This is a genomic window from Bradyrhizobium sp. MOS001 (genome assembly GCF_004634465.1).
Taxonomy (GTDB): Bacteria; Pseudomonadota; Alphaproteobacteria; order Rhizobiales; family Xanthobacteraceae; genus Bradyrhizobium; species Bradyrhizobium barranii.
This window is the reverse complement of record NZ_SPVJ01000009.1, coordinates 120152-145611: the sequence shown is the minus strand read 5'-3', so window position 1 is coordinate 145611 and position 25460 is coordinate 120152. Positions and strand designations below refer to the sequence as shown.

The window sequence follows — 25460 nt, the reverse complement described above, 5'->3', positions numbered from 1 at the left end:
GTGGCCCGGCCCCTTCGTCCTTAGTCGAAAGAAAGGTAAGATATTTCAGTGTCTTGATCTGGGTATAGTTTGGGATCGCGCTGATGTCGGCCACTGGCCGATGAACCCCGGAGGGGCCTTTGGTCTACCGCCACACCATCGACGCCACGACCTACACGTTCCCGGACCTGCGCGACCTGCTCGCCAAGGCGACGCCGCCGCGCTCCGGCGACCGGCTGGCCGGAATTGCCGCGGCAAGTGCCGCGCAGATGATCGCGGCGCGGATGGCGCTCGCCGACGTCCCGCTCGGGCAGTTCTTGCAGGAAGCTGTCATCCCGTACGAAGCCGACGAGGTCACCCGCCTCGTCATCGACAGCCACGATGCCAGAGCATTCGCGCCGGTGGCTTCGCTGACGGTCGGCGCCTTTCGCGACTGGCTGCTGTCGGACGCGGCGACATCCGAGGTTTTGCGCAGGCTGGCAGGCGGCATCACCCCGGAAATGGCGGCCGCGGTCTCAAAGCTGATGCGCAACCAGGACCTGATCCTGGCGGCGCGGAAATGCGAGGTCACCACCGCCTTTCGCAACACCATTGGCCTGAAGGGGCGGATGAGCACGCGGCTTCAGCCCAACCATCCCTTCGACGACGCCAGGGGCATCACCGCCTCGATCCTCGACGGCATCCTGTTAGGGGCCGGCGATGCCTGCATCGGCATCAATCCGGCGAGCGACGATCCCGCTGTCATTGCGCAATTGCTGCGGCTGCTGGACGAGATCATCGCGCGGCTGAAGATCCCGACGCAAGCTTGCGTGCTGACCCATGTCACGACGACGCTGTCGCTGATCGGGCAGGGCGTGCCGGTCGACCTCGTCTTCCAGTCGGTCGCCGGCACCGAGGCCGCCAATCGCAGCTTTGGCGTCGATCTCGCGCTCCTGAAGGAGGCGCAGCAGGCCGGCCTCTCGCAGAAGCGCGGCACGGTCGGCGAGAACGTGATGTATTTCGAGACCGGCCAGGGCTCGGCGCTGTCGGCGGGCGCCCATCACGGCGTCGACCAGCAGATCTGCGAGGCGCGGGCCTATGCGGTCGCCCGCGCCTTTGCGCCATTGCTGGTCAACAGCGTGGTCGGCTTCATCGGCCCGGAATATCTCTACGACGGCAAGGAAATCATCCGTGCCGGGCTGGAGGATCATTTTTGTGGCAAGCTGCTCGGCCTGCCGCTCGGGATCGACATCTGCTACACCAACCACGCCGAGGCGGACCAGGACGACATGGACAATCTGCTGACGCTGCTGGCGGCCGCCGGTGTCACCTTCATTATGGGTGTCCCCGGGGCCGACGACGTCATGCTGAACTACCAGTCGACGTCTTTTCACGACGCGCTCTATGTCCGCGACGTCTTCGGCCTGCGCCGCGCGCCGGAATTCGACGACTGGCTGGTGCAGTCGGGGATCGCGGGCGCCGATTTCCGTCTTGCCGGCGACGCAGGCCTGCTGCCCGATTTTGCCTCACGGCTGATCGCGTGACGCGGCGGGAGCGCCCGGCGGCTTGAGGAAACCATTGGTCCCTCTCGGAATTATGGTCCTGCCACAATATTGAGAAATTCCGGCGACAGCATTACGCTATGTGTCTGGCTGGCAATTTCCGCAGCTATGTCGACCGTGGCGGGGGAGCTTTGATGCGAGCTGAAAGTAACGGTACGGCCCGGCGGATTCTGTGCGTGTTTCCCCGGTACACCTCGTCGTTCGGGACGTTCGAGCATTCCTATCCATTGACCGACGGCGTCTGCGCCTTCATGCCCCCGCAGGGGCTCTTGCTGCTCGCGGCCTATCTGCCCGAGGAGTGGGAGGTCAAATTCGTCGACGAGAATCTCCGTCGCGCGACCAACGAAGAGTTCGCGTGGGCGGAGGCGGTCTTCGTCAGTGGCATGCACATCCAGCGCCAGCAGATGAACGACATCTGCCGCCGCGCCCATGAGTTCGATCTCCCGGTCGCGCTCGGCGGTCCTTCCGTCAGCGCCTGCCCGGACTATTATCCGTCCTTCGACTATCTCCATGTCGGCGAACTCGGCGACGCCACCAATCGGCTGATCGAGATTTTGGCGCGCGACACGTCGCGTCCCGGGGAGCAGGTGGTGCTCACCACCAAGGACCGCGTGCCGATGACGGAGTTTCCGATCCCGGCCTACGAACTCGCCGACGTGAAGAAATACTTCCTCGGCAGCATCCAATATTCCAGCGGCTGCCCCTATCAGTGCGAGTTCTGCGACATCCCCGGCCTCTACGGCCGCAATCCGCGCCTCAAGTCGCCCGAGCAGATCATCGCCGAGCTCGACCGCCTGCGCGAATGCGGGATGACCGACACGGTCTATTTCGTCGACGACAATTTCATCGGCAACCGCAAGGCGGCGATGGACCTGCTGCCGCATCTGATCGAATGGCAGAAGCGGACCGGCTATGTGGTGCGGCTCGCCTGCGAGGCGACGCTCAACATCGCCAAGCGGCCCGAGATCCTCGAAAAGATGCGCGAGGCCTATTTCATCACCATCTTCTGCGGCATCGAGACGCCCGATCCCGACGCGCTGAAGGCGATGCACAAGGACCACAACATGATGGTCCCGATCCTCGAGGGCGTGCAAACGATCAACTCCTACGGCATGGAGGTCGTGTCCGGCATCATCATGGGGCTCGACACCGACAAGCCGAACACCTCGGAGGCGCTGCTGGCCTTCGTCGAGGAGTCCCGGATTCCGCTGCTCACGATCAACCTGCTCCAGGCGCTGCCGAAGACGCCGCTGTGGGACCGTCTGGAGCGCGAGGGACGCCTGATCGAGGATGACGGTCGCGATTCCAACGTCGACTTCCTGTTGCCCTATGATGAGGTCGTCGCATCCTGGAAGCACGCCATGGGCGTCGCCTACGAGCCCGAGAAGGTCTACGCGCGCTTCCAGTATCAATGCGACAACGTCTATGTGCACCGCCTGAAGATGCCGACGCCGGACGAGATGAAGACCTGGCCCAACATCCGGCGCGGTCTCGTGATGCTGCGCAACATCTTCTGGAAGGTCGGTGTGCTCGGCGACTACAGGCGCGTGTTCTGGAAGTTTGCGCTCGGGCGCATCAAGCGCGGCGACCTCGAAGGGCTGATCGGCTGCACCTTGATCGCGCACCATCTGATTACGTTTGCGCGCGCGGCGTCCAGCGGCAGGCAAAACGCCTCGAACTATTCGATCCGCCTGCGCGAGGCCTCCGTTGCCGCCGAATGACGCGACATGTCTGATCCGGCCGTCCCGCGCCGCCCGACCCTCGATCTGCGGTCGCTGACGCCTGCGCGCGTCGCGCTCGGCCGCAGCGGCGCGAGCGTGCCGACAAGGGCCTTGCTGGATTTCACGCTGGACCATGCCCGCGCCCGCGATGCCGTGCATGCAGTCTTCGACGCGCCGCGTCTGGTCGCAGATCTCCGCGCGCTTGGCCTTATCGTCACCGAGGCGCGGAGCCAGGCGGTCGACCGCAGGGATTATTTGCGGCGGCCGGATCTGGGACGACAGCTCGATGCCGGTTCAGCGGAGCTTTTGGCGCGAAGTGCCTCGGAGCCGTGCCAGCTCGCCATCGTGATCGGCGACGGCCTGTCGTCGGCCGCGGTCCACGCCCATGCGGTGGCGCTGGTGTCTCACCTGCTGCCGCTGCTTGCGGAAGGGAACGACGTCGCGATTGGACATTTCGTTGTCGCCTCAGGCGCGCGCGTCGCGCTCGGCGACGAGATCGGCGCCATTCTCGGTGCGCGCATGGTGGTGACGCTGATCGGCGAGCGGCCGGGCCTGTCCGCGCCCGACAGCCTCGGCGCCTATCTGACCTTCGCACCGAAGCCGGGCCGCACCGATGCCGAGCGCAATTGCGTCTCGAACGTCCACAAGGCCGGGTTGAGCCATGACGAGGCCGCCTTCAAAATCGCCTGGCTTGTTCGCGAGGGGCTGGCGCGGGAGGCCACCGGCGTGGCGCTGAAAGACGAGAGCGGCGATCCTCCCGCTCGAATCGGGACGATCCGGCCGGAATGACCGGTATCAAGGGTCGAAATCGCCGCATGTTGATCCAATTTGTGCGCTTGCGCGCGCTTGCGAGAGGGCGTTTGGACCTGCTAAACCCCTCGCGGCGATTTTCCGCGCATTTTCAAAGGGCAAGCCTCCCATCTGTATGGCATTTTCAAGCCGTTCGCGGGACGCAATAAGCTCACAGACCCGAGCCGATTAGGAACTGGACAAGGCATGCTCGAAAAGCACCGCGAGAATGAGGTTCATGTCGACAAGGTCGAGCAGGGACCGACGTCCTCGATCGCCTTCGGGCTCGAGCGCATCGGGCTGATCGCCGTCCGGGCGCCGATCGTCTCCTGCATCGTTCTGCTCGCCCTGATCGTCGGTGCCGTGTTCGGCATTCACCGGATCAAGATCGACGATTCGCTGTCCCAGCTGTTCCGGTCCAACACGCCGGAATTCCGCCAGTATGAAGCGGTGACAAAGAAGTTCCCGGCTGAGGAATTCGACGTCCTCGTCGTGGTCGAAGGCAAGACCCTCCTGGCGCGGAATAACCTCGAGAAGCTGCGCGACTTCGTCACCGACATGCAGCTGGTCGAAGGCACGCGCGGCCTGGTCTCGCTGTTCTCGGCGCGGCAGGCGCCGGCGCCGGGCAGGCTGCCGGCGGCGCTGTTCCCGCCCGAACTGCCCGAGGGCGCGGCCTATGACAAGTTCGTCGAGACCGTCAAGAACAACGAGATCATCCGCGGCAAGCTGTTGTCGGACGACGGCACGCTGGCGCTGATCGTGCTCTCGCTCGATCCGGAGGTGGTCGCCTCCAGCAAGCTGACCAAGACCGTCGGCGACATCCGTGCGCTGATGAAGGAAGACCTCGGCAATACCGGCCTCAACGTGCAGCTCTCCGGCGTGCCGGTGATGCAGCTTGAGATCCGCAACGCGGTCGAGCGTGACGGGCTGACCTACAACATCCTCGGCATCCTCGCCGGCTGCGTTATCGCCATCATCTTCTTCCGCAAGATCTCGTTCATGGTCGCGGCGGCGTTCCCGCCGATGATTGCGATCCTGCTGGCGCTCGGTGCGCTCGGCTGGGCCAATTTCAATCTCAACATGTTCCTGAACGTGATGACGCCGCTCATCATGGTGATCAGCTTCTCGGACTCGATGCAGTTGACGTTCGCCGCGCGCGACCGGCTGATCGCGGGCCAGGACAAGTTCACCGCGTTCAAGAACGCCGTGCTGGTGGTGGGCCCGGCCTGCGTGCTGACGCACGGCACCGCCGGCATTTCCTTCATCGCGCTCCAGTTCTCCGACTCCGACCTGATCCGCAAGTTCGGCGAGGCGGGCCTCGCCGCCACCATCATCGCGCTGGTCGCGGTGCTGTCGCTGGTGCCGGTGTTCGGCGTGCTGCTGGTGCGCAATGAGAAAGTCTTTGCTTCCAAGTTCCAGAGCGCGGATGCCGGCGTGCAGGCGCTGCGCAATTTCTGCTACTGGATCGCGGTCCGCATGGTGGGCCGTCCCGGCCTGTTCAGCCTGATTGCAGTGTTGTTCGTCGCGGGCCTCGGCGTCATCTACGCCAATCTGGAACCGCGCTACCGGCTCGCGGATCAGGTGCCGGACAAGCGCCAGGCCGTCGCCGCCAGCGACCGGCTCGATGCCAAGCTCACCGGTGCCAATCCGGTCAACGTGCTGGTCCAGTTCCCCAAGGGTGAGACGCTCTACTCGCCGGAGACGCTCCAGACCATCGCGGACGTGCATGCGACCGTCGAGAAGGCGGCCGGTGTCGGCAACGTCTGGTCGCTCGAGACCCTGCGCCGCTGGCTCGCAGACAAGGCCGGCAGCGCCGACGTCGCGACGCTGAAGGAATATGTCAACGTCATCCCCGAGCATCTGGTCCGGCGCTTCATCGACGCCGAGCAGGACGCCGTCGTGGTCGCAGGCCGCGTGCCGGACAAGGATTCCAGCCAGCTGCTACCGATCGTCGACAAGCTCGATTCCGAACTTGACGCCGTCCGCAAGAAGCATCCGGGCTACGAGATCGCGGTAACGGGTCTTGCCGCGATTGCCGCGCGCAACTCGGCCGGCATGATCGAGAAGCTCAACCGCGGGCTCACTGTCGAATTCGCGCTCGTCGCGATCTTCATCGGCCTTGCCTTCCGCTCCTGGGTCGTGATGTTCGCCTGTATCCTGCCGGGCATCTTCCCGGTGGTGATGTCGGGAACGGTGCTGTGGGCGATGGGCGAGGGGCTGCAATTTGCCAGTGTCGTGGCGCTGACCGTTTCGTTCGGCCTGGGCTTGAGCGCGACGATCCACTTCCTCAATCGCCTCAGGCTGGAGAGCAAGCCGGGCGTCGGTTCGGCGCTCGCGGTGGAGCGCGCGACGGTGCTGGTCGGCCCGGCGTTGATCCTGACCACGCTGGTGCTGGCCTGCGGTCTCGTCGTCACCGTGTTCTCCGACCTGCCGTCGCTGCGGCTGTTCGGCTGGCTCAGCGCCTTCTCGATGGTGATGGCCCTCGTCGCCGACCTCTTCATCCTGCGGCCGACGGCGATGTGGCTGATCAACCTGCACGCCAAGCTTCAGGGCCCTGACAAGCCGGCGATCTGAGCGGGCGGCATACGCCGCCCTTTGCTCACGCCTCGACCCGGACGATCCCGTACGGATTGAACTTGAAATCGTCCTCGGCGTAGTCCTGCTCCCGCGAGAGCGTAAGCTTGCGATCGCGTAGCGTCGCTTCGATGCCACTCTCGGCCATCGCGTTGGCAAGCTCCTCCATGAGCATCACCGCCGACCATTCGTTGCCGCGCGATTTCGCGACATAGATCTCCGGCAAGCCGACGAGGTGATAGCCGACGGTCTCGTAATAGCGATCGCCGCCGAGCGGACGCTTGGCGAAAGCAAGACGACACGCCTTGGCGACGGCGAGGGTCATGCCAAGGCCCTGACTGGTCTTTGCGCCCTTGCGGGCCTGATCGCCGAGACTGCGCCACCGCTCGAGGCCGTGGGCAATGCCGGCGCTTTCGCCCTTCACGGCGGTGGCACCGGCTTCGATCATCTCCTCGACGATGCGCAAGGCCGCGGCCGAAAAGGCGACTGCCTTCTGCTGCTCCAGCGGCGGGCTCAGCAAATAGAGCACCGCTTTGTGGCTGGCCACGGTCGCTTCGTCCGCGGCAGACCAGGCTTTCGGGAAGACGCGGTCCCAGCACACGCCGAACGACCGCTCCATGTGCGGATCGGGTTTGGCTTGCGAATAGGTGCGGTCGATCTCGAAGTTGAAATCCGCGATTGTCTTGGCCACCGCCTTCGACGGGTGCAGCAGGCTCTCGTCCTTGCCGAGGAAGCAGAGCACGTGACGCGGTTTTACCGACGAAGGCTGCATGCTCGTACCCTGCTGGTCATTGGCGAAGGCGCGGCTGGTTACGAAGAGCCCGGCGGCCTTGAGCAGATGTCTGCGAATTGGGTCCATGTCCGCAACAATGTCAGCAAAAAGCCCCCGGCTCGCGAGAACCGGGGGCGTGTTCCTTATCCGCTGGGAAGGGCGTCAGCCCTTCGTCATCGTGATGTTGACGCCGCGGATCTCGCCCTTCGAGCTGATCTGCACCGTCTGCTTGGTGCCGTTGGTGCGCAGCGACAGGTTGGCGGCGAAGCCGTTGGCTTCGACGAACACCTCGATCTGGCCGCCGCCGGCGGTGCCCTGGAGATTGCCGAAGATGTTGCGGTTGGTCTCGCTCCAGTTGCCGGAGATTCGCTCGCCCTGGCTCGTCACGTCGCTGGTGAGGTCGAACTTGTAGCTGTCGGACGCGCAGTGAAGGGCCTGCTTGAGGCTGAGACCGGTGCCGGCGACCTTGTAGTCGGCCTTGCAGCGGATGCGCTCGGTGCTGCCATCGGACAGCGACACCGTGCCGGTGCCGCTCCACGCACCGTCGAAACCTGCAAACGGTCCGGACGACTGAGCATGGCTTGCCGAGACTGAGAAGAGCAGCGCAGCCCCGATGCCGGCCGCCTTGATTGCCTGTCCAGATCGCCCAAAGAATTGCATTTTGAATATCCCGTTTTCGAGCGACGTTCGCTTAGGATGAACGTCTCGCCACATCGAAAGTTTAGTGTTCCGAGGCTGTGTCTGGTTCAAAGTCTGACAGCCGGGGACGGCGGTTCACGACGCCCTCGCGCCAGGTCAGGCTGCGCGATTCTCTCTGTTTCGGTGTGTTTCTGGCGGGAAAAGCAGGGCGGAGAGATGCAGCTCTGCAACAGGTACGCATCAAAACGCGGTGTGCCAGAATTATGACGTAGTATCAAACTCTTACATCTGCCAATGAAGAGCGAGGGAAGACCTAATTTGGTGGCTGTGGCGCCAATTTGGCCGCATTTGCCAGTGCTTGTGCCTTCTCCGAGGCCGCACGTTCCGCGGCGACTTGCCATCAGAACAATCCATTCCGGTCGTCCGCCCTGTGCTGTCCGGGATTGGTGCGATTCTGCCGTCAGAATGAAGGAATACAATGCGTAAGCTTCTCGTCGCTCTCACCCTGCTGTCGGCATCCCTTTCGACGGCGGCATTCGCCCAGGCAGGACGCGGCACGGACGCGGAACAGAAGGCCTGCACGCGCGATGTGCAGAAGTTCTGCCGTCCGGTCATCGACCAGGGCGATTTCACCATCCTGGCCTGCCTCAAGGAGAACCGGGCCAAGATCTCGCAGGCCTGCGACCAGGTCCTGAAGACCCACAACCAGTAAGCTCGGCCACTGGCCTACCAAGGGCGGCCCCGGGGCCGCCTTTTCGGGCCGGATCCGGAAGGGCAGCCATCGAGAGACAGGATTGGTTTTGCGGCCGTATTCCCCTATATGGGGGCCGCGGCGGCATCGCCGGCATGAGCCCGCGCGAGCGAAAAAGCCCTTCCTGTCCAAACGATTGTAAACCAGCCCTCGATGACCTCTGCGAGCGAATTGCGATCCGGCAAGGGTGACCGCGACGAGAATTTTCCCGTCGCGTCCTGGATCATTCATCCGCGCCATCGCGCGCTGATCCTGGCGTACTACAATTTCGTCCGCACCGCCGACGACATCGCCGATCACGCGACGCTGCCGCCCGACCAGAAGCTCGCTTATCTCGACCTGCTCGAGGCGGAACTGCTCGGCGAGGGCGACACCCAGGCCGAAGCCGTCATTCTGCGGCGGGCGCTGGCCGAGCGAGGCATGGCGCCGCGCCACGCGCTCGACGTGCTCATCGCGTTCCGCATGGACGTCACCAAGCTGCGCTACGAGAACTGGGACGAGGTCATCCACTATTGCCGCTACTCGGCGATGCCGGTCGGCCGTTTCATGCTCGACGTCCACGGCGAGAGCACGTCGACATGGGCGGCCTCGGACGCGCTCTGCGCAGGTCTTCAGATCAACAACCACCTCCAGGATTGCGGCAAGGATTTTCGCGAGCTCAATCGCGTCTATCTGCCGCGCGACGCGCTGGCCGCGAGTGGCGCCTCGGTCGAGCAGCTCGGGCTGACGCAGTCGCCGCCGGCGATGCTGGCCTGCCTTCAGGCGCTCGCCGTGCGCAACGCAGCCCTGCTCGACGAGGGCCGGTCGCTCAGCGCGGAGATCCGCGATTTCCGCCTCGGCGTCGACGTCGCGGTGATCCAGGCCTATGCCGATCGCATCGTGCGCCTGTTGAAGGTGCGCGATCCCCTGCGCGAGCGCGTGCATCTGAACAAGTTCGAGCTTCTCACTTTCAGCCTCGCCGGCATGATCGGCGAAGTCGGCCGCCGCGCGATCGGGCGCAAGGCCATTTCCAGACCGGGGACTGCACATGACGCTTGAGGCGACCTCGCCCAGCGCCAATTACGGCTCGACCGCATCGAACAGCTCCTTCTACGCTGCGATGCGCATCCTGCCGCATGACCAGCGCGAAGCGATGTTCCAGATCTACAGCTTCTGCCGCCAGGTCGACGACATCGCCGATTCCGACGGCCCGCGCGACGAGCGGCTCGCCGCGCTTCAGGAGTGGCGCAACGACATCGACGCGCTCTATCAGGGCCATCCGCCGCCGCGGCTGAAGGACTACGTCGCCTCGGTGAAGACCTTCGGCCTCAAGCGCGAGGATTTCCTTGCGATCGTCGACGGCATGGAGATGGACGTGCCGCAGGACATCCGCGCGCCCGACATGACGACGCTCGATCTCTACTGCGATCGCGTCGCCAGCGCCGTGGGGCGGCTGTCGGTGCGGGTGTTCGGCCTGCCCGAGGAAGACGGCATCCAGCTCGCCTACCATCTCGGCCGCGCGCTCCAGCTCACCAACATCCTGCGCGACATCGACGAGGACGCTGGCCTCGGCCGGCTCTATCTGCCGCGCGAGGCGCTGCTGCATGCCGGCATCACCTCCAACGACCCGAACCGCGTGATCACCGAGCGCGCGCTGCCGAAGGTCTGCCAGCCGCTGACGCAGCGTGCGAAGGCGCATTTCGAGAAGTCTGACGAGATCATGAACCGCAACAAGCGCCGCGCCGTGCGCGCGCCGCGGATCATGTCGAAATACTACCATTCCATTCTGGACCTCCTGATCGCACGCGGCTTCAACGCGCCGCGCGAGCCGGTGCGTGTGTCGAAGGTCGCGCGCATCCTGATCCTGCTCCGTTACGCTTTCATCTGATGCAAAAGACAGCTCACATCATCGGTGCTGGAATTTCCGGCCTCTCCGCCGCCGTGCGGCTCGCCAATGCCGGCTTCAAGGTCGCCGTGCACGAGGCGACGCACCAGGCCGGCGGCCGCTGCCGTTCCTATTTCGACGGCGCCACCAATCTCACCATCGACAACGGCAATCATCTGCTGCTGTCGGGCAACAGCCATGCGCGCGCCTATGCCCGCTCGATCGGCACCGAGGCGGGCCTCGTCGGCCCCGAGCGCGCGCAGTTTCCGTTCGTCGACATCAAGACCGGGCAGCGCTGGCAGATCGATCTCGGCGATGGCCGGCTGCCGACCTGGGTGCTCGACGAGAGCCGCCGCGTTCCCGACACCGGGCTCAGCGATTATCTCAAGCTGGCGCCGCTGATCTGGGCGTCGGAGGAGACGCTGGTCGGCAAGTCCATTCCCTGCGAAGGCATCCTGTATCAGCGGCTGGTGCAGCCGCTGCTGCTTGCGGCGCTCAACGTCGATCCGCCCGAGGGCTCGGCCGGGCTTGCCGGCGCGATCGTGCGCGAGACGCTGCTTGCCGGCGGACAGGCGTGCCGGCCGCTGATTGCGCGCGACGGCTTGAGCGCCGTGCTGATCGAGCCTGCCGTCAAGTTCTTGCAGGAGCGCGGCCACACCGTTCAGCTCGGCCATGAGCTGCGTTCGTTTACGACCGGTGACGGCAAGGCCAGCGCGCTGAATTTCGGCGGCGAGGATGTGATCCAGCTCGGTGAGGGCGATGTCGTCGTGATGGCAGTGCCGCCGCGTGCCGCTGCGAGCCTGCTGCCCGGGCTGAAGACGCCGACCGAATTCCGCGCCATCGTGAACGCGCATTTCCGCTTTGAACCGCCGCCGGGCTCGGCGCCGATCCTCGGCGTGATCGGCGGCGTCGTGGAATGGCTGTTCGCGTTCCCGAACCGGCTCTCCGTGACCATCAGCAATGGCGACCGCCTGGTCGACATGCCGCGCGAGGAACTCGCGCAGGCGATCTGGAACGACGTCTGCAAGGCGGGCGGGGTCTCCGGCGAGCTGCCCCCCTGGCAGATCGTGCGCGAGCGCCGTGCCACATTTGCGGCCACGCCGGCCCAGAATGCCCTGCGTCCGGGGCCGGCCACTGCGCTGAAAAACCTGTTTCTTGCCGGCGACTGGACTGCTACGGGATTGCCTGCAACCATCGAGGGATCGGTGCGGTCCGGTGATCGCGCCGCCGATCTGGTTTTGGCCGCAAAGCGGCCCTGACGGGCAAAGTCCCGGTCAATTTCAATCGACTATCGGAGCAATCGAGCGACATGGATTCCGTGAACGCGACCAGCCGCGAAGCCTTGGAATCGGGCGTCCTGGAATCGAGCATTGCGTCGGCGACGCAAGGCGTTCTCGGCTTCCAGCAATCCGACGGCCATTGGGTGTTCGAGCTCGAGGCCGACTGCACCATTCCGGCCGAATACATCCTGCTGCGCCATTATCTCGCAGAGCCCGTGGACGCCGTGCTCGAGGCCAAGCTCGGCAATTATCTCCGCCGCGTGCAGGGCGCCCATGGCGGCTGGCCGCTCGTGCATGACGGCGAGTTCGACATGAGCGCGAGCGTGAAGTCCTACTTCGCGCTCAAGATGATCGGTGATTCCGTCGACGCCCCGCACATGGTGCGTGCGCGCGAGGCGATCCATGCCCGCGGCGGCGCGATCAACAGCAACGTCTTCACGCGCTTCCTGCTTGCGATGTTCGGCGTGGTGACCTGGCGCGCGGTGCCGGTGCTGCCGATCGAGATCGTGCTGTTGCCGTTCTGGTCGCCGTTCCACCTCAACAAGATTTCCTACTGGGCGCGCACCACCATGGTGCCGCTGATGGTTCTCGCCGCGCTGAAGCCGCTGGCGAAGAATCCGAAGGGCGTCGGGATCGACGAGCTGTTTCTCCAGGATCCGCGCTCGATCGGCATGACCGCGAAGGCGCCGCACCAGAGCATGGCCTGGTTCGTGCTATTCCGCGCGCTCGACGGCATTCTGCGCGTGATCGAGCCGATGTTTCCGAAGAGCCTGCGGCAGCGCGCGATCGATACGGCGCTCGCCTTCACCGAGGAGCGGCTCAACGGCGAGGACGGCATGGGCGCGATCTATCCGCCCATGGCCAACATCGTCATGATGTATGACGCGCTCGGCAAGGACGAGAATTATCCGCCGCGAGCGGTCACGCGCCGCGGCATCGACAAGCTGCTCGTGTTCAACGGCGACGAGGCCTATTGCCAGCCCTGCGTCTCGCCGGTGTGGGACACGACGCTGACCGCCCACGCGCTGCTCGAAGCCGGCGGTGACATAGCCCTGCCTGCGGCCAAGCAGGGCCTCGACTGGCTGATCCCGAAGCAGGAGCTCGAGGTGAAGGGCGACTGGGCGGTGAAGCGGCCCGACGTGCGCCCGGGCGGCTGGGCCTTCCAGTACAACAATGCCTATTATCCCGATCTCGATGACACCGCGGTGGTGGTGATGTCGATGGACCGCATGCGACGCGAGCACGGTGCGACCGGCTATGACGCCGCAATCGACCGCGGCCGGGAGTGGATCGAGGGCATGCAGAGCGACGACGGCGGCTGGGCCGCCTTCGACGTCAACAACCTCGAATACTATCTGAACAACATCCCGTTCTCGGACCATGGCGCGCTGCTCGATCCGCCGACCGAGGACGTCACCGCGCGCTGCATCTCCATGCTGGCCCAGCTCGGCGAGACCGAGAAGACCAGCAAGCATGTCGCCGACGGGGTCGCCTACCTCAGGAAGACCCAGCACCCGGAAGGGTCCTGGTACGGCCGCTGGGGCATGAACTTCATCTACGGAACCTGGTCGGTGCTCTGTGCCCTCAACATGGCCGGCGTCCGCCATAACGACCCGATGATTCGGAAAGCCGCCGACTGGCTGGCCTCGATCCAGAACAAGGACGGCGGCTGGGGCGAGGCCGCCGTCAGCTACCGTCTCGACTACAAGGGCTGGGAGGCGTCTCCCTCGACCGCCTCGCAAACGGCATGGGCCTTGCTTGCCCTGATGGCTGCTGGCGAGGTTGATCACCCGGCCGTCGCCCGCGGGGTGGAGTACCTGATTGCAACACAGAACAAAAAAGGACTGTGGGACGAGCAGCGGTACACCGCCACAGGCTTTCCTCGTGTATTCTATCTGCGTTATCACGGTTACCCGAAGTTCTTCCCGCTGTGGGCGTTGGCGCGGTATCGGAACTTGCGGAACACCAACAGCAGGGTGGTAGGGGTCGGGATGTGACTTTGGGGACGGGGGACTATCTGACCGTGGGTAATGCCATCGACCCGCGGCCGATATTGATCGTGACTGGACTGGTTCAGGAGGCCCGTATCGCGGCTGGGCCCGGAATGGCGGTCATTTGCTCGTCGAGCAGCCCGACCCAGTTGCGGGCGCTTCTGACGGTGGTGGATCCCGAGACGATTCGCGGCGTGATCTCGTTCGGCGTGGCCGGCGGGCTCGACCCGACGCTGCGCTCCGGCGACGTCGTGCTGGCGACCGAGGTGCTCTCCGGCGATACCCGCTGGGCCGCGGGCCTGTCGCTCGGCGACGACCTGATCGACCGCCTGACGTCGGGCCGCCGCCGCGTGGTGCGCGGCAGCCTTGCCGGCGCCGAGGAGGTGGTTACGAAGCGGTCCTGCAAGGCGGCGCTGCATTCGGAAACCGGCGCCTCCGCCGTCGACATGGAGAGCCACATCGCGGCCGCCTACGCCGCCGAGGCGGGGCTGCCCTTTGCCGCGGTCCGCGTCATCAGCGATCCCGCCCATCGCGCGCTGCCGGCGCTCGCCCGCGCCGCCATCAAGCCGAACGGCCAGATCGATCTCGCCGCCGTTCTGCGCGGCATCGTGCGCAATCCGACCACGCTGCATGCGCTGGTCTCGACCGGCATCGACTTCAACCGCGCGCTGCGTAGCTTGCGCGGCTGCCGCGACTATTTGATCGGCACCGAGCTCGTCGACAGCGAGGCCCTGGTCTCCAAGGCGGCCTGACCTCTTGATACGATAAAGCAAAGGGCCCGGTCGCCATTGGCGACCGGGCCTTTTGCGTTTTGGTGCCTGCTCACTCGGTCGCTTCCATGCGGTTTCGATCCACGACCCACAGCGTCCGTCGCATCATGCCCTCGACAATTGCCGCCGACTCGCTTGGACGCAGATAGATCGCCGTCGCACGACGCTCGTTCCGGACACGCTGGGCTCGATCGTCGGTTTGCTGGATTCAGCGCGATCAGCCTGACGAAGGTCGGCAATCTGCCTTATGGCACGAGTGGCCGCGCAGGGCCGTTTGGCTTCACGGGGCAGCGGATCTGCCTCCGGTCGCCTCGGGGCGTTCGTGCCGAAGATGAAAAGGCCCGGTCGCGGTGGCGACCGGGCCTTCTTTGTTCGTACCGACTTGCGTGCTTACGCGGCGGTCGACGCCTTCCGCGCCGCCTTCTCCTGCGCCGCGGCCGCCTCGTCCTTGCGGATCTCCGACAGGCGCTTCTGCACTTCCGCCGAGAAGATGTACTGCGCCGGACGCTGCTTGGTCATGTCGATCTCGGGCGCCATCGGGCCCGTGGTCCTGATGCCGCGCAGCGACACCCACATCGCCTTCAGCGGGTGGCTGATGGCAGCGGTCGCAGCCGTCGGCTCGTAGCCGCAATGGGCCATACAGTCGGCGCACTTCTCGTACTTGCCGGTGCCGTAGGTTTCCCAATCGGTGGTGTCCATCAGCTCCTTGAAGGTCTTGGCATAGCCTTCACCGAGCAGATAGCAGGGCTTCTGCCAGCCGAAGATGTTGCGCGCGGGCATGCCCCACGGCGTGCACTCGTATTCCTGGTTGCCGGCGAGGAAGTCCAGGAACAGGCCGGAATGCATGAAGTTCCACTTCTTGCCCTTGCCCATCGCGAAGACGTCGCGGAACAGCTTCTTGGTCTTGGTGCGGTTGAGGAAGTGCTCCTGGTCCGGCGCACGCTCATACGCATAGCCCGGCGACATCGAGACGCCGACACCGAGCTCGACGGTGAGGTCGAGGAATTTCGCGATCTCCTCGGCCGGATGGCCGTCGAAGATGGTGGCGTTGACGTTGACGGTGAAGCCGCGCGCCTTGGCCGCCTTGATCGCGGAGACGGCGCGGTCGAACACGCCCTTCTGCGACACAGCCTTGTCGTGATGGTCCTTCAGGCCGTCGAGATGCACCGAGAAGAACAGGTACGGGGAGGGCGTGAACAGGTCGAGCTTCTTCTCGAGCAGCAGCGCGTTGGTGCAGAGCGAGACGAACTTCTTGCGTTCGACCAGGCCGCGCACGATCTCGCCGATCTCCTTGTGGATCAGCGGCTCGCCGCCGGGAATGGCGACCATCGGCGCGCCGCACTCGTCGGCCGCGTCCCAGCACTCCTGGGCGGTCATGCGGCGGTTGAGGATCGCATCCGGATAATCGATCTTGCCGCAGCCGACGCAGGCGAGGTTGCAGCGGAACAGCGGCTCCAGCATCAGCACGAGCGGATAGCGCTTGCGGCCAAGCAGTTTCTGCTTGAGCAAATAGCCGCCGATACGCATTTCCTTGAAGAAGGGGATAGCCATTACAAGTTTCTTTCTGGGCTAGGAATTCGGGTGGGTCAGCTCGCAGCCAGTTCGGCCGGAAGCCGGAATTCGATGTTTTCCTCGCGGCCCGGCAGCACCGAGACCTTGACTGGTCCGATCCGCCGCATCGCTTCGATCACGTCATCCACGAGTACCTCAGGCGCCGAAGCGCCGGCCGTGACGCCGACGGTCTTGGCATCCTTCAACCACTCCGGATTGAGCGCGCTGCCGTCGGCAATCAAATAACTCGCGACGCCGGCCTCAGTGCCGATTTCGCGGAGCCGGTTCGAGTTCGAGCTATTGGCAGCGCCCACCACCAAGATCACGTCGACCAGCTTGCTCAAGTCCCTTACCGCAGATTGGCGGTTCTGTGTCGCATAGCAGATATCCCGGATATCCGGGCCTTGAATATCTGTAAAGCGGGCCTGGAGGGCCGCAATAATGTCCTTGGTGTCGTCGACCGACAGGGTGGTCTGGGTGATGTAGGCCACTGGCGTATCCGCCTGCAGCGTCAAGGCCTTAACCTCTTCAACGCTTTGGACAAGCAGCACCGGGGCGGGAACCTGGCCCATCGTGCCCTCGACCTCGGGGTGGCCGGCATGGCCGATCAGGATCAGGGTGCGGCCCCTGGAGATGTAGCGTTTCCCCTGATTGTGAACTTTCGTGACCAGGGGGCAGGTGGCATTGAGCACCGGAAGGTCGCGCGCGGCAGCCTCTTCCTCGACGCTGCGGGCGACGCCATGGGCACTGAAAACGGTCACGGCTTTCGGCGGAACCTCGGACAGTTCCTCGACGAAGATCGCGCCCTTGTTCTTCAGGCTCTCGACCACGTACTTGTTGTGCACGATCTCGTGGCGCACGTAGACGGGCGGGCCGTACTTCTCCAGCGCCCGTTCCACGATCTCGATCGCACGCACCACGCCCGCGCAAAAGCCGCGCGGCTGCGCTAGATAAACTTCCATAGGACGCCCATCACGCAATTTGCACCAATCCGCTTCTCAAGTCCCCGGCCGCACTTCGATACTGTCCAATGAGTTGCAATAACCGCACCATTGGTTTCGCGCACGCGGTAACCGCCCACCCTATCTGGGCCCCGGCGCATGGAGGCACAGCACTTTGTGTCAAAAAATCGGCAAAAAGGAAAGACCGGATGAAACCCTGGTTCCGTTACCGTGCGCATCCGCGGTATTATAATAGGGCATGCGCTCTGAGCAAAATGGCGACATTTGTGCTCACCGCTTCGCCACTTTCCCGCCTCAAGTCACCGGCTATACCGACCGCCCCGCATGATTTTGCCTAGGTCTGTCGCCGTTTACCTCGAACCTTCGTGCGGCGAGAACCACTCAAAACAGCAATAGGTTTCGCCGGGGAACTCCGATAAACAGCGGGCGTTTCCGGCAAGCTGTTAACCGCAGAAAGAAAAGATGCTGCAAAGCGTAGTCGTTGCCATCGTCAGGGCCTGCACCCGGTTTGCCTCCCTCGTCGTCGTTCTCGGGCTCCTGCTTTCGGTCGGGGCGGGCTATTACACGTCTAAGCATTTCGCCATCAACACCGACATCAATTCGCTGATTGCCCAGAATTTGGACTGGCGCCAGCGCGACCAGCAATTCGACCGTGCCTTCGACCGCGACGCGACGATTCTCGCGGTCGTCGAGGCCAGGACGCCGGAGATGGCGACCGCGGCGGCGGATGCGCTCTTCGCCAAGCTGAAGGACAACAAGACCGACTTCCAGTCGATGCAGCAGCTCGGCACCGGCGAGTTCTTTGAGAAGAACGGCTTGCTGTTCCTGCCGACCGAAGAGGTCGGCAAGATCACCAGCCAGTTCGAATCCGCAGCGCCCCTGGTCGAGATCATGGCCGGTGATCCCTCGATCCGCGGCCTGACCGGCGCGCTGGAGACGGGACTTGCCGGCGTCAAGCGCGGCCAGGTCAAGCTCGACAATACCGCGCGGCCCTTCAATCAGATCGCGCAGACCGTCGAGACCGTGCTCAACAAGGGCAAAGCGAGCTTCTCCTGGCGTGAGCTCGTCAGCGACGAGCCGCTGACGGATTCCGATAAGCGCGCCTTCATCGAGTTCAAGCCGATCCTGGACTACAACGCGCTGGAGCCCGGCAAGGGCGCCACCGACGCGATCCGCAAGGCGGCAGTTGATCTGGATTTTGCGAACAAGTACCAGGCACGAGTGCGACTGACCGGTCCCGTCCCGATCGCCAACGAGGAATACGCCACCGTCCAGGAGGGCGCCGTCGTCAACGGCGTCGGGACTGTGCTGGTCGTGCTGCTCATCCTGTGGATGGCGCTGCACTCGTCGAAGATCATTTTCGCGGTGTTCGTCAATCTCTTCGTCGGCCTTGCGCTGACGACCGCTGCCGGCCTGATGATGGTCGGCTCGTTCAATTTGCTGTCGATCGCGTTCGCCGTGCTGTTCGTGGGACTGGGCGTCGATTTTGGTATCCAGTACAGCGTCCGCTACCGCTCGGAGCGCTACAAGCACAACGATCTCTCCGGCGCGCTGGTGCTTGCCGCCAAGCGCTCCGCGGTGCCGCTGTCGCTGGCGGCAATGGCGACCGCCGCCGGCTTCCTCTGTTTCCTGCCCACCGATTACAAGGGCATCTCCGAGCTCGGCCAGATCGCCGGCGTCGGCATGCTGGTGGCGTTCCTCTCCAGCATCACCGTACTGCCCGCAATGCTGAAGCTGTTGAACCCGCCCGGTGAGCAGGAGCCCGTCGGTTATGCCTTCCTGGCGCCGCTCGATTACTTTCTGGAGAAGCACCGTGTGCTGGTCGTGGGCGGCACGTTGCTGCTGGCGCTCGCCGGCCTGCCGCTGCTCTACTTCCTGAAGTTCGACTTCAACCCGATGAACCTGCGCAACCCGAAGGCCGAGTCGATCGCGACCTTCCTCGATTTGCGCAAGGATCCGAACACCGGCGCCAATGCCATCAACGTGATGACCACGTCCGAGGAGCAGGCGAGGCAGGTCGAGTCGAAGCTGGAGAAGGTGCCGGAGGTGCTGCGCGTGATGTCGCTCGACAGCTTCGTGCCGACCGACCAGGCGCCAAAGCTGAAGCTGCTCGCGCAGGGCGCCAAGGTGCTCAACCCCGCGCTCAATCCTGACCAGGTCGACGCTGCGCCAACGGACAAGGAAAACGTCGAGGCGTTGAAATCCTCGGTCGACAATCTGCGCCGGACCGCCGGTGACACGAAGGGCCCGGGCGCCGTCGCCTCGCGCCGGCTGGCGGACGCGCTCGAAAAGCTCGCCAATGGCGACGAGGCCACGCGGAACACGGCGCAGGACGTGTTCGTCACGCCGCTGAAGATCGCGTTCGGCCAGCTCAGGAACGCGATGCAGGCCGGGCCGGTCACCCTGGCCTCACTGCCCCCCGAGCTCGTCAGCGCCTGGAAGAGCAAGGACGGGATCATCCGCGTCGAGGCGCAGCCGAAGGGCGATCCCAACGACAACGACACGCTGCGCAAATTTGCGGCGGCGGTGCTCGCGGCCGAGCCGACCGCGATCGGCGGGCCGGTCTCGATCCTGAAATCCGGTGACACCGTGGTGAAGGCGTTCATCCACGCCGGCATCTACGCGCTGCTGGTGATCGGCCTGTTGCTTTGGATCACGCTGCGGCGGTTCGTCGACGTGCTGATGACGCTGGTGCCGCTGCTGGTCGCCGGCGCGGTGACGCTCGAAATCTGCGTGTTGATCGGGCTGCCGCTCAACTTCGCCAACATCGTCGCGTTCCCGCTGCTGCTCGGCGTCGGCGTCGCCTTCAAGATCTATTATGTCGTGGCCTGGCGCTCGGGCAGGACAAACCTGCTCCAGACCAGCCTGACACGCGCGATCTTTTTCAGCGCGCTGACGACGGCGACCGCGTTCGGTAGCCTGTGGCTGTCGAGCCACCCCGGAACGTCCAGCATGGGCAAGCTACTCGCACTCTCGCTGGTGACGACGCTTGCCGCAGTGCTGCTGTTCCAGCCGGCCCTAATGGGCAAACCCCGCAATCTCAGGGAGTAGGCAGATGTCGCCGACCGGGTCGGCGGCGTTCTTCTGACCGGGCTTGGCGGTGGTAGCGGTCTTCTGGGCTGCGGGGGCAGGGGCCGGCGCTGTGGCGCTGGCGCCGGTCGTGCCGCCTGTTGTCGGGCCGCCTGTGGTGCCGCCGTTGTTGCCTTGGGCTTTCGGCGCCGCGCCGGTGGGCTTCGGTGCGCCCTTGGCCATGGCGTTGGCGGTGCTCAAAGGAATCGGCGGGGCGACGCGGGTCCAGGTCTCGCCGCCGCAGAGGAAGCCCATCACGCAGCCCTTGATTTCGAGCTGGTCGGTGCCGACGGTCGTGATGGTTGCGCTGTAGAGCTGGCCGTCCTTGGCGTTGTAGACCTGCCCTTCCCACTGATCGACGCCGGGCTTCTTCTTCATGTCGATCAGGGTCGCCATGCCCAGCGTCGGCCTGGTCTTTTTCGACGGATCCGGATTGTATTCATCGCGGCCGCCGGGCTGTTTTTCCCAGGAAACCGCGCCCCACATGCTGCCATTGCATTGGGCGACACGAATGTTGGCGACGGCGTCGGCGACCCGCCAGTCGCCGGTGGGATCGGCGGCGAGCGCGGGTGTCAGGCAGGTGTAACCACCAGCCAGTATTAGTCCGGTGTAAAGGGCTAAACGCATGATAGTTCCTTGGCAGTGCAACATGGTTTAAAGCTGTGCTTGCGAAGATGGTCCGAAAAAGGGCAAAAGGCCGCACAGACCGTTTTCGGTAACGGTCCCTTTTCAGTTGACGAGCCGGCCCTCAAGCGAAGTATGTAGCGGATGCACAGCCCAAATCCAGACATGTCTCAGCTATTCGCGGACCGTCAGGCCCAGCGCAGCACCCTGCATAATCGGTATCTGAACGAGCAGTTCGTTCGGGTTCTCAAGACCATCGGCTACGATGTCGGCTTCCAGAAGGGGCAGGGGCAGTACCTCTACGATCGCGAGGGGGCGCGCTATCTCGACCTGTTGTCCGGCTTTGGCGTGTTCGCGATCGGGCGCAATCACCCTGTCATGCGCGAGGCGCTCAAGAGCGTGCTCGATGCCGACCTGCCCAATCTGGTCCAGTTCGACGTCTCGGTGCTTGCCGGCGTGCTCGCCGAGCGGCTGCTGAAATACGTCCCCTATCTCGACAAGGCGTTCTTCGCCAATTCCGGCGCCGAATGCGTCGAAGCCGCGATCAAATTCGCCCGCGGCGCCACCGGCCGTCCCGGCATCGTCTATTGCGCCCACGGCTATCATGGCCTGACCTACGGCGCGCTGTCGCTAACGGGTGATTCGAACTTCCGTACCGGCTTCGAGCCGCTGCTGCCCGGCTGCACCTCGATTCCGTTCAACGACCTCGCCGCGCTCGAAAAGGCGCTGGCCTCGCGCGAGGTTGCGGCCTTCGTCGTCGAGCCGATCCAGGGCAAGGGCGTCAACATGCCCACCGACGAGTTCCTGCCGGGCGCTGCCGCGCTCTGCAAGAAATACGGCACGCTGTTCGTCGCCGACGAGATCCAGACCGGCATGGGCCGCACCGGCCGCTTCCTGGCGGTCGAGCACTGGAACGTCGAGCCCGACATGGTGCTGCTGTCGAAGTCGCTGTCCGGCGGCCACGTGCCGGTCGGCGCCGTGCTGACGCGCAAGAGCATCTTCGACAAGATCTTCAACCAGATGGACCGCGCCGTGGTGCACGGCTCCACCTTCTCCAAGAACGATCTGGCGATGGCCGCGGGCATCGCGACGCTCGACGTCATGGAGTCCGAGAAGCTGATCGAGTCCGCCGCCAAGCGCGGCGCCGAGCTGCGCCTCGCGCTGACGCGCATGGTGCCAGGCTACGAGCTGATGAAGGAAGTGCGCGGCAAGGGCCTGATGATCGGCGTCGAGTTCGGCCCGCCGAAGTCGCTGCGGCTGCGGGCGTCCTGGAACGTGCTGGAAGCTGCCAACAAGGGCCTGTTCTGCCAGCTCATCACCGTGCCGCTGTTCAAGGACCACAAGATCCTCACGCAAGTCGCCGGTCACGGCAGCCACACCATCAAGCTGCTGCCGCCGCTCACCATCACCGAGGAAGATTGCGGCTGGATCGAGCGCGCCTTCGACGACGTCATCGCCGGCAGCCACAAGGTCCCCGGCGCGATCTGGTCGCTCGGCAAGACGCTGGTGGACAACGCGGTGCGGCGGTCGGCGTAAATTCGCCGATCTATCTCAGCGGTCGTCATTGCGAGCGAAGCGAAGCAATCCAGTATCCCTCTGCGGATGCGGGCTGGATTGCTTCGCTCCGCCAGCTACCCCTCCACATTCGCCTTCATCGCCGCCTCGAACTTGTCGACGAATTCGGCGAGCTCGTCGGCGCCGATATCGCTGACGGCCCAGAAGTTCAGGCCGCGATTGCCCCAGCGGCGGCAGTTGAAGCCCTGCATGGTCTCGGTCTTCGGCGCGCGATATTCCGCGTTCGATGTCTGCGATACGAACAAATTGATCACGTGCTGCCGGCGCTTGTAAACGACGGCGCCGATGGCGCGGGCGTCGATATAGTCGAGCCGGCCGCCGACCAGCGTGAAGCCTTGCGCGGTGAGATCGATCACGGGCGGGGCGACGTCGAGCTTGCCGTTGAACCACGGCTTCACGGTGTGCTGGTCGGTGGAGACCACGTCGATGAGATGGCCGGCCTGAAGCGAGCGCAGATGCGCGGAGACGACCTCCGACAGGATGCGCTGCTGGTCGTCCTGGCGCAGCACCACGGCGACGACGCCGGAGGCGGCGAGCGCGGAGACGGCCGAGCCCATCGCAAAGCCGCGCAGCACGGAGCGGCGGGTCGGTTGCCGGCGCTGCGGCTGCGGCAGCGCGGCTTCGATCCGGGCGCGCAGGCTAGCCGGCGCGGCATAGCGCAAATCGGTGTCGGCGAGCACGCGCTGCATCTCGCGTTGTGCGGCAAACTCCGCGGCGCAGTCCGGGCAACTGGCAATGTGGGCTTCGACCTCGCGCGCGTGGCCGGCATCGAGCTCGTTGTCGAGCAGCGCGTGAAGCAGGATTTTTGCTTCGTCGCAGGTCATCTCGAGTGCTCCTCTTCCGCCGTCCAGGCCGCGCGCAGCATGGCGCGGGCGCGGGCGAGGCGGGACATCACGGTGCCGACGGGGGCGCCGACGGCCTCGGCGATTTCACGATAGGACAGGTTGTTGATCTCCCGCAGCACGAATGTTTCCTTGAACGGTTCGGCGAGCGCGTCGATCAACTTGCGGATGGCGCCGGCATCGCGGCTGCGCAGCACCTCGGTCTCGGGGCTCGCCTCGCTCTCCTGCCAGATCGGCGTCTGCTCGGCGGCGCCGGGCGTATCCTCGATCGCGCTGGGCCTGTGCGCGCGCCGCGCGTATTCTGCGTTGCAGACGTTGCGCAGGATCGCGAACAGCCAGGGCTTCATCGCCGGCCCGCGATAGCTGTCAAAATGCTTCAGCGCGCGCAAATAGCACTCCTGCACCGCATCCTCGGCGTCGGAGGCATCGCGCAGCAGATAGCGCGCGAGCGTGTAGACGTCGTCGAGATAGGGCAGCGCGGCTTCACGGAAGCGCTGCGCCTTCTGCAAATCGTCGTTGGCGGGCATCGCTCCTCGCTTTGCCTCTTGTTCTGCGCGTCGCGTTGTTTCGTCCCTGTTTGTTTCGTCTCCGTGTGTGACGGAAGGCACACGAGCCCGGCCGGCGTGGGACCACCGGCCGGGCAAGACGTTGATGCCTTGGTTTGAGACGTTACTCAACCTTGATCATCCCCGTCATGTGCGGGTGCAACGAACAAAAATATTTGTAGTCGCCCGCATTGGTGAAGGTGAACGAGAACTTGTCGTCGGTGTCCAGGGCCTTGGACCTGAACTTGCCGGCCGACACCACGGTGTGCGGGATGTCGTCCCGGTTGGTCCAGGTCACGGTGGTGCCGAGCTTGATCTTCAACTCGGCCGGCTGGAAAACGAAATTGTCGATATGCACTTCCATGTCGTCGGCACGGGCCGTCGTTGCGGGCAACAGGATGGCCGCGACCACGGCGACACCGAAGTCGCGGCGATTGAGTGTTTTCATTGTCAGCTTCCGTTCAGCCTTTTTCCGTTCAATCTTGGATCAACCCTGCAGCGGCGTGTCGATGATCGCGAGCCGCTGCTCGTTCTGCTTGAAGTTGATGCTGGCGACGCCGAGCATGCCGCGCAGCTTTGCGTCCTCGACCTTCATCGGTCCGGGCGAGGGCGCGGTCCCCGGCGCGGGCTGCGGGAACGCAGTCGAGCGCGCGGTGTGGAAAGTGACGTTGCCCTCGACCTTCTGCATCACCTGATGGATATGTCCGTTCAGCACGGTGACGGAGCCGAAGCCCTTGACGTATTCGAGCGCGCGACCGCCGTCCTCGGTGCCCCAGCCCCATTCGGGATAGACCGTCCAGAGCGGGATATGCGCGAACAGCACGATCGGTGTCGATTTCGACTTGCCGCGCAGATCGTCCTCGAGCCAGGCGAGTTGCTCGGCGCCGAGATTGCCGAGACCGCCGCCCTTGAGGTCGACGACGTTGACGAGGCCGATGAAGTGTACGCCGCCGGCGTCGAACGAATACCAGCCTGCACCCTTGGTGCCGCGGCCGTAACGCTCGCGATAGAATTTCACCTCCTCGTCGAGAAAGTCATGCTCGCCAGGCACGTAGTGCACGTCGAGCTTGCTCTGCGAGATGATGCGGTCGGCATTGTCGAACTCGGCGGCCTTCGACAGGTGCGTGATGTCGCCGGTGTGGATCATGAAGGAGGGTTTTGCCGGCATTGCGTTGATCTTGTTGATGGCCTCCTCCAGCGTGCCGAGCGCGTTGGGGTTTGCCGGCTTGTCGAAGCCGACATGGCTGTCGCTGATCTGGAGGAAGGTCATGCCGGGCGCGGCTGCCGTGGCGGCCTGCGCGGAATCGATGATGCCGAGCGAGCGCGGCACGCCGCCCGTGATGGTCCAGAGCACCCCGGTGCCGGCCCAGGTCATGCATTCCAGCACCTTGCGGCGGCTGACGCCGTCCCCGTGATCGTGTCCGCTCATCGCACGTCTCCACTTCGCCCGGAATTGGGCTTCGGGGAGGTGATTGGGGGCGGAGGAGACTTATTCCCGGATGCGATGACGTTTTCGTGAGGTGGTAGGGTCTCGTGTCCCGGACGCGGTGCAGCGCCCAAGAGCGGGTTCACGCGCGTCTTCGACGCGTTATGGCGGTGCGCCGCAGAGCCGGGACCCACG

General features: G+C 64.6%; 21 protein-coding genes. 12 read left to right on the top strand and 9 right to left on the bottom strand.

Annotated elements, in window-relative coordinates; all coding sequences use genetic code 11:
* The first annotated feature begins 119 nt into the window (after nucleotides 1–119).
* From CT676_RS15575 to CT676_RS15560, 4 genes are all read left to right on the top strand, one after another.
* Nucleotides 120–1502, top strand: coding sequence for an ethanolamine ammonia-lyase subunit EutB (locus tag CT676_RS15575; RefSeq protein ID WP_135214864.1), 1383 nt, complete (start codon nucleotides 120–122; stop codon nucleotides 1500–1502).
* Between the two features lie 152 nt (nucleotides 1503–1654).
* A complete protein-coding gene (locus CT676_RS15570; RefSeq protein WP_167768054.1) occupies nucleotides 1655–3241 on the top strand; it encodes a B12-binding domain-containing radical SAM protein in 1587 nt (528 codons plus the stop codon).
* A gap of 6 nt (nucleotides 3242–3247) precedes the next feature.
* On the top strand, nucleotides 3248–4030 hold the full coding sequence (gene eutC, locus CT676_RS15565; protein WP_085403890.1) for an ethanolamine ammonia-lyase subunit EutC: 783 nt from the start codon (nucleotides 3248–3250) through the stop codon (nucleotides 4028–4030).
* A gap of 207 nt (nucleotides 4031–4237) precedes the next feature.
* Complete coding sequence (locus CT676_RS15560) at nucleotides 4238–6604, top strand: MMPL family transporter (protein WP_071915703.1); 2367 nt, start codon at nucleotides 4238–4240, stop codon at nucleotides 6602–6604.
* A gap of 25 nt (nucleotides 6605–6629) precedes the next feature.
* On the opposite strand, the gene CT676_RS15555 is transcribed toward CT676_RS15560, so the two are convergent.
* Both CT676_RS15555 and CT676_RS15550 read right to left on the bottom strand, forming a co-directional pair.
* Nucleotides 6630–7463: a hypothetical protein gene (locus CT676_RS15555; RefSeq protein ID WP_085403889.1), complete on the bottom strand. Its 834-nt coding sequence runs from the start codon at nucleotides 7461–7463 to the stop codon at nucleotides 6630–6632.
* A gap of 75 nt (nucleotides 7464–7538) precedes the next feature.
* Entirely contained in the window at nucleotides 7539–8036 is a 498-nt protein-coding gene (locus CT676_RS15550) for a hypothetical protein (RefSeq protein ID WP_028146949.1), read from the bottom strand.
* A gap of 457 nt (nucleotides 8037–8493) precedes the next feature.
* Here CT676_RS15550 and CT676_RS15540 point away from each other — a divergent pair, with 457 nt between their 5' ends.
* The 6 genes from CT676_RS15540 (at nucleotide 8494) to CT676_RS15515 (ending at nucleotide 14653) form a co-directional block, all read left to right on the top strand.
* The gene (locus CT676_RS15540) at nucleotides 8494–8727 is read left to right on the top strand and encodes a hypothetical protein (protein WP_028143219.1); all 234 of its coding nucleotides are present in this window, start codon (nucleotides 8494–8496) and stop codon (nucleotides 8725–8727) included.
* Between the two features lie 192 nt (nucleotides 8728–8919).
* Nucleotides 8920–9804 carry a squalene synthase HpnC gene (hpnC, locus tag CT676_RS15535; RefSeq protein ID WP_014496822.1) on the top strand — a complete coding sequence of 295 codons (885 nt, stop codon included), beginning with the start codon at nucleotides 8920–8922 and terminating at the stop codon, nucleotides 9802–9804.
* The gene (gene hpnD / locus CT676_RS15530; protein WP_071915699.1) at nucleotides 9794–10633 is read left to right on the top strand and encodes a presqualene diphosphate synthase HpnD; all 840 of its coding nucleotides are present in this window, start codon (nucleotides 9794–9796) and stop codon (nucleotides 10631–10633) included. Before hpnC ends, hpnD begins: the two co-directional genes overlap by 11 nt.
* Nucleotides 10633–11889 carry a hydroxysqualene dehydroxylase HpnE gene (gene hpnE / locus CT676_RS15525; protein ID WP_085403887.1) on the top strand — a complete coding sequence of 419 codons (1257 nt, stop codon included), beginning with the start codon at nucleotides 10633–10635 and terminating at the stop codon, nucleotides 11887–11889. Before hpnD ends, hpnE begins: the two co-directional genes overlap by 1 nt.
* Before the next feature lie 50 nt (nucleotides 11890–11939).
* The gene (shc, locus tag CT676_RS15520) at nucleotides 11940–13907 is read left to right on the top strand and encodes a squalene--hopene cyclase (protein ID WP_085403886.1); all 1968 of its coding nucleotides are present in this window, start codon (nucleotides 11940–11942) and stop codon (nucleotides 13905–13907) included.
* Entirely contained in the window at nucleotides 13904–14653 is a 750-nt protein-coding gene (locus tag CT676_RS15515; RefSeq protein ID WP_063984634.1) for a phosphorylase, read from the top strand. Before shc ends, CT676_RS15515 begins: the two co-directional genes overlap by 4 nt.
* 408 nt (nucleotides 14654–15061) lie before the next feature.
* Here CT676_RS15515 and hpnH read toward each other — a convergent pair whose 3' ends face one another.
* Together hpnH and ispH are read right to left on the bottom strand one after the other, a co-directional pair.
* Nucleotides 15062–16222 carry an adenosyl-hopene transferase HpnH gene (gene hpnH / locus CT676_RS15510; RefSeq protein ID WP_063984632.1) on the bottom strand — a complete coding sequence of 387 codons (1161 nt, stop codon included), beginning with the start codon at nucleotides 16220–16222 and terminating at the stop codon, nucleotides 15062–15064.
* Between the two features lie 35 nt (nucleotides 16223–16257).
* The gene (ispH, locus tag CT676_RS15505; protein WP_063984631.1) at nucleotides 16258–17184 is read right to left on the bottom strand and encodes a 4-hydroxy-3-methylbut-2-enyl diphosphate reductase; all 927 of its coding nucleotides are present in this window, start codon (nucleotides 17182–17184) and stop codon (nucleotides 16258–16260) included.
* A 462-nt stretch (nucleotides 17185–17646) separates the two neighbouring features.
* Between ispH and CT676_RS15500 the strand changes: the two genes are divergently transcribed.
* Nucleotides 17647–20235 (top strand): MMPL family transporter, encoded by a 2589-nt coding sequence (locus tag CT676_RS15500; protein ID WP_135214862.1) that lies wholly within the window; start codon nucleotides 17647–17649, stop codon nucleotides 20233–20235.
* Here the strand turns inward: CT676_RS15500 and CT676_RS15495 are convergent.
* Nucleotides 20203–20880: a DUF2147 domain-containing protein gene (locus tag CT676_RS15495; protein WP_085403884.1), complete on the bottom strand. Its 678-nt coding sequence runs from the start codon at nucleotides 20878–20880 to the stop codon at nucleotides 20203–20205. The genes CT676_RS15500 and CT676_RS15495 overlap by 33 nt on opposite strands.
* A 141-nt stretch (nucleotides 20881–21021) precedes the next feature.
* Between CT676_RS15495 and hpnO the strand changes: the two genes are divergently transcribed.
* Nucleotides 21022–22413 carry an aminobacteriohopanetriol synthase HpnO gene (hpnO, locus tag CT676_RS15490; protein WP_028146959.1) on the top strand — a complete coding sequence of 464 codons (1392 nt, stop codon included), beginning with the start codon at nucleotides 21022–21024 and terminating at the stop codon, nucleotides 22411–22413.
* 95 nt (nucleotides 22414–22508) lie between these two features.
* Here the strand turns inward: hpnO and CT676_RS15485 are convergent, their stop codons facing one another.
* From CT676_RS15485 to CT676_RS15470, 4 genes are all read right to left on the bottom strand, one after another.
* Entirely contained in the window at nucleotides 22509–23276 is a 768-nt protein-coding gene (locus CT676_RS15485; protein ID WP_085403883.1) for an anti-sigma factor, read from the bottom strand.
* Nucleotides 23273–23821, bottom strand: a complete 549-nt coding sequence (locus CT676_RS15480; protein ID WP_028146963.1) for a sigma-70 family RNA polymerase sigma factor — start codon at nucleotides 23819–23821, stop codon at nucleotides 23273–23275. Before CT676_RS15480 ends, CT676_RS15485 begins: the two co-directional genes overlap by 4 nt.
* A 142-nt stretch (nucleotides 23822–23963) precedes the next feature.
* The gene (locus tag CT676_RS15475; protein ID WP_028146964.1) at nucleotides 23964–24287 is read right to left on the bottom strand and encodes a cupredoxin family copper-binding protein; all 324 of its coding nucleotides are present in this window, start codon (nucleotides 24285–24287) and stop codon (nucleotides 23964–23966) included.
* Nucleotides 24288–24326: 39 nt separating this feature from the next.
* A complete protein-coding gene (locus tag CT676_RS15470) occupies nucleotides 24327–25268 on the bottom strand; it encodes a metallophosphoesterase (protein ID WP_085403881.1) in 942 nt (313 codons plus the stop codon).
* Between the last annotated feature and the right edge of the window lie 192 nt (nucleotides 25269–25460).

Coding starts and splice junctions, on each gene's coding strand:
- CT676_RS15570 (WP_167768054.1), top strand. CDS start 1,655: ATGCGAGCTGAAAGTAACGGTACGGCCCGGCGGATTCTGTGCGTGTTT.
- eutC (WP_085403890.1), top strand. CDS start 3,248: ATGTCTGATCCGGCCGTCCCGCGCCGCCCGACCCTCGATCTGCGGTCG.
- CT676_RS15560 (WP_071915703.1), top strand. CDS start 4,238: ATGCTCGAAAAGCACCGCGAGAATGAGGTTCATGTCGACAAGGTCGAG.
- CT676_RS15555 (WP_085403889.1), bottom strand. CDS start 7,463: ATGGACCCAATTCGCAGACATCTGCTCAAGGCCGCCGGGCTCTTCGTA.
- CT676_RS15550 (WP_028146949.1), bottom strand. CDS start 8,036: ATGCAATTCTTTGGGCGATCTGGACAGGCAATCAAGGCGGCCGGCATC.
- CT676_RS15540 (WP_028143219.1), top strand. CDS start 8,494: ATGCGTAAGCTTCTCGTCGCTCTCACCCTGCTGTCGGCATCCCTTTCG.
- hpnC (WP_014496822.1), top strand. CDS start 8,920: ATGACCTCTGCGAGCGAATTGCGATCCGGCAAGGGTGACCGCGACGAG.
- hpnD (WP_071915699.1), top strand. CDS start 9,794: ATGACGCTTGAGGCGACCTCGCCCAGCGCCAATTACGGCTCGACCGCA.
- hpnE (WP_085403887.1), top strand. CDS start 10,633: ATGCAAAAGACAGCTCACATCATCGGTGCTGGAATTTCCGGCCTCTCC.
- shc (WP_085403886.1), top strand. CDS start 11,940: ATGGATTCCGTGAACGCGACCAGCCGCGAAGCCTTGGAATCGGGCGTC.
- hpnH (WP_063984632.1), bottom strand. CDS start 16,222: ATGGCTATCCCCTTCTTCAAGGAAATGCGTATCGGCGGCTATTTGCTC.
- ispH (WP_063984631.1), bottom strand. CDS start 17,184: ATGGAAGTTTATCTAGCGCAGCCGCGCGGCTTTTGCGCGGGCGTGGTG.
- CT676_RS15500 (WP_135214862.1), top strand. CDS start 17,647: ATGCTGCAAAGCGTAGTCGTTGCCATCGTCAGGGCCTGCACCCGGTTT.
- CT676_RS15495 (WP_085403884.1), bottom strand. CDS start 20,880: ATGCGTTTAGCCCTTTACACCGGACTAATACTGGCTGGTGGTTACACC.
- hpnO (WP_028146959.1), top strand. CDS start 21,022: ATGCACAGCCCAAATCCAGACATGTCTCAGCTATTCGCGGACCGTCAG.
- CT676_RS15485 (WP_085403883.1), bottom strand. CDS start 23,276: ATGACCTGCGACGAAGCAAAAATCCTGCTTCACGCGCTGCTCGACAAC.
- CT676_RS15480 (WP_028146963.1), bottom strand. CDS start 23,821: ATGCCCGCCAACGACGATTTGCAGAAGGCGCAGCGCTTCCGTGAAGCC.
- CT676_RS15475 (WP_028146964.1), bottom strand. CDS start 24,287: ATGAAAACACTCAATCGCCGCGACTTCGGTGTCGCCGTGGTCGCGGCC.
- CT676_RS15470 (WP_085403881.1), bottom strand. CDS start 25,268: ATGAGCGGACACGATCACGGGGACGGCGTCAGCCGCCGCAAGGTGCTG.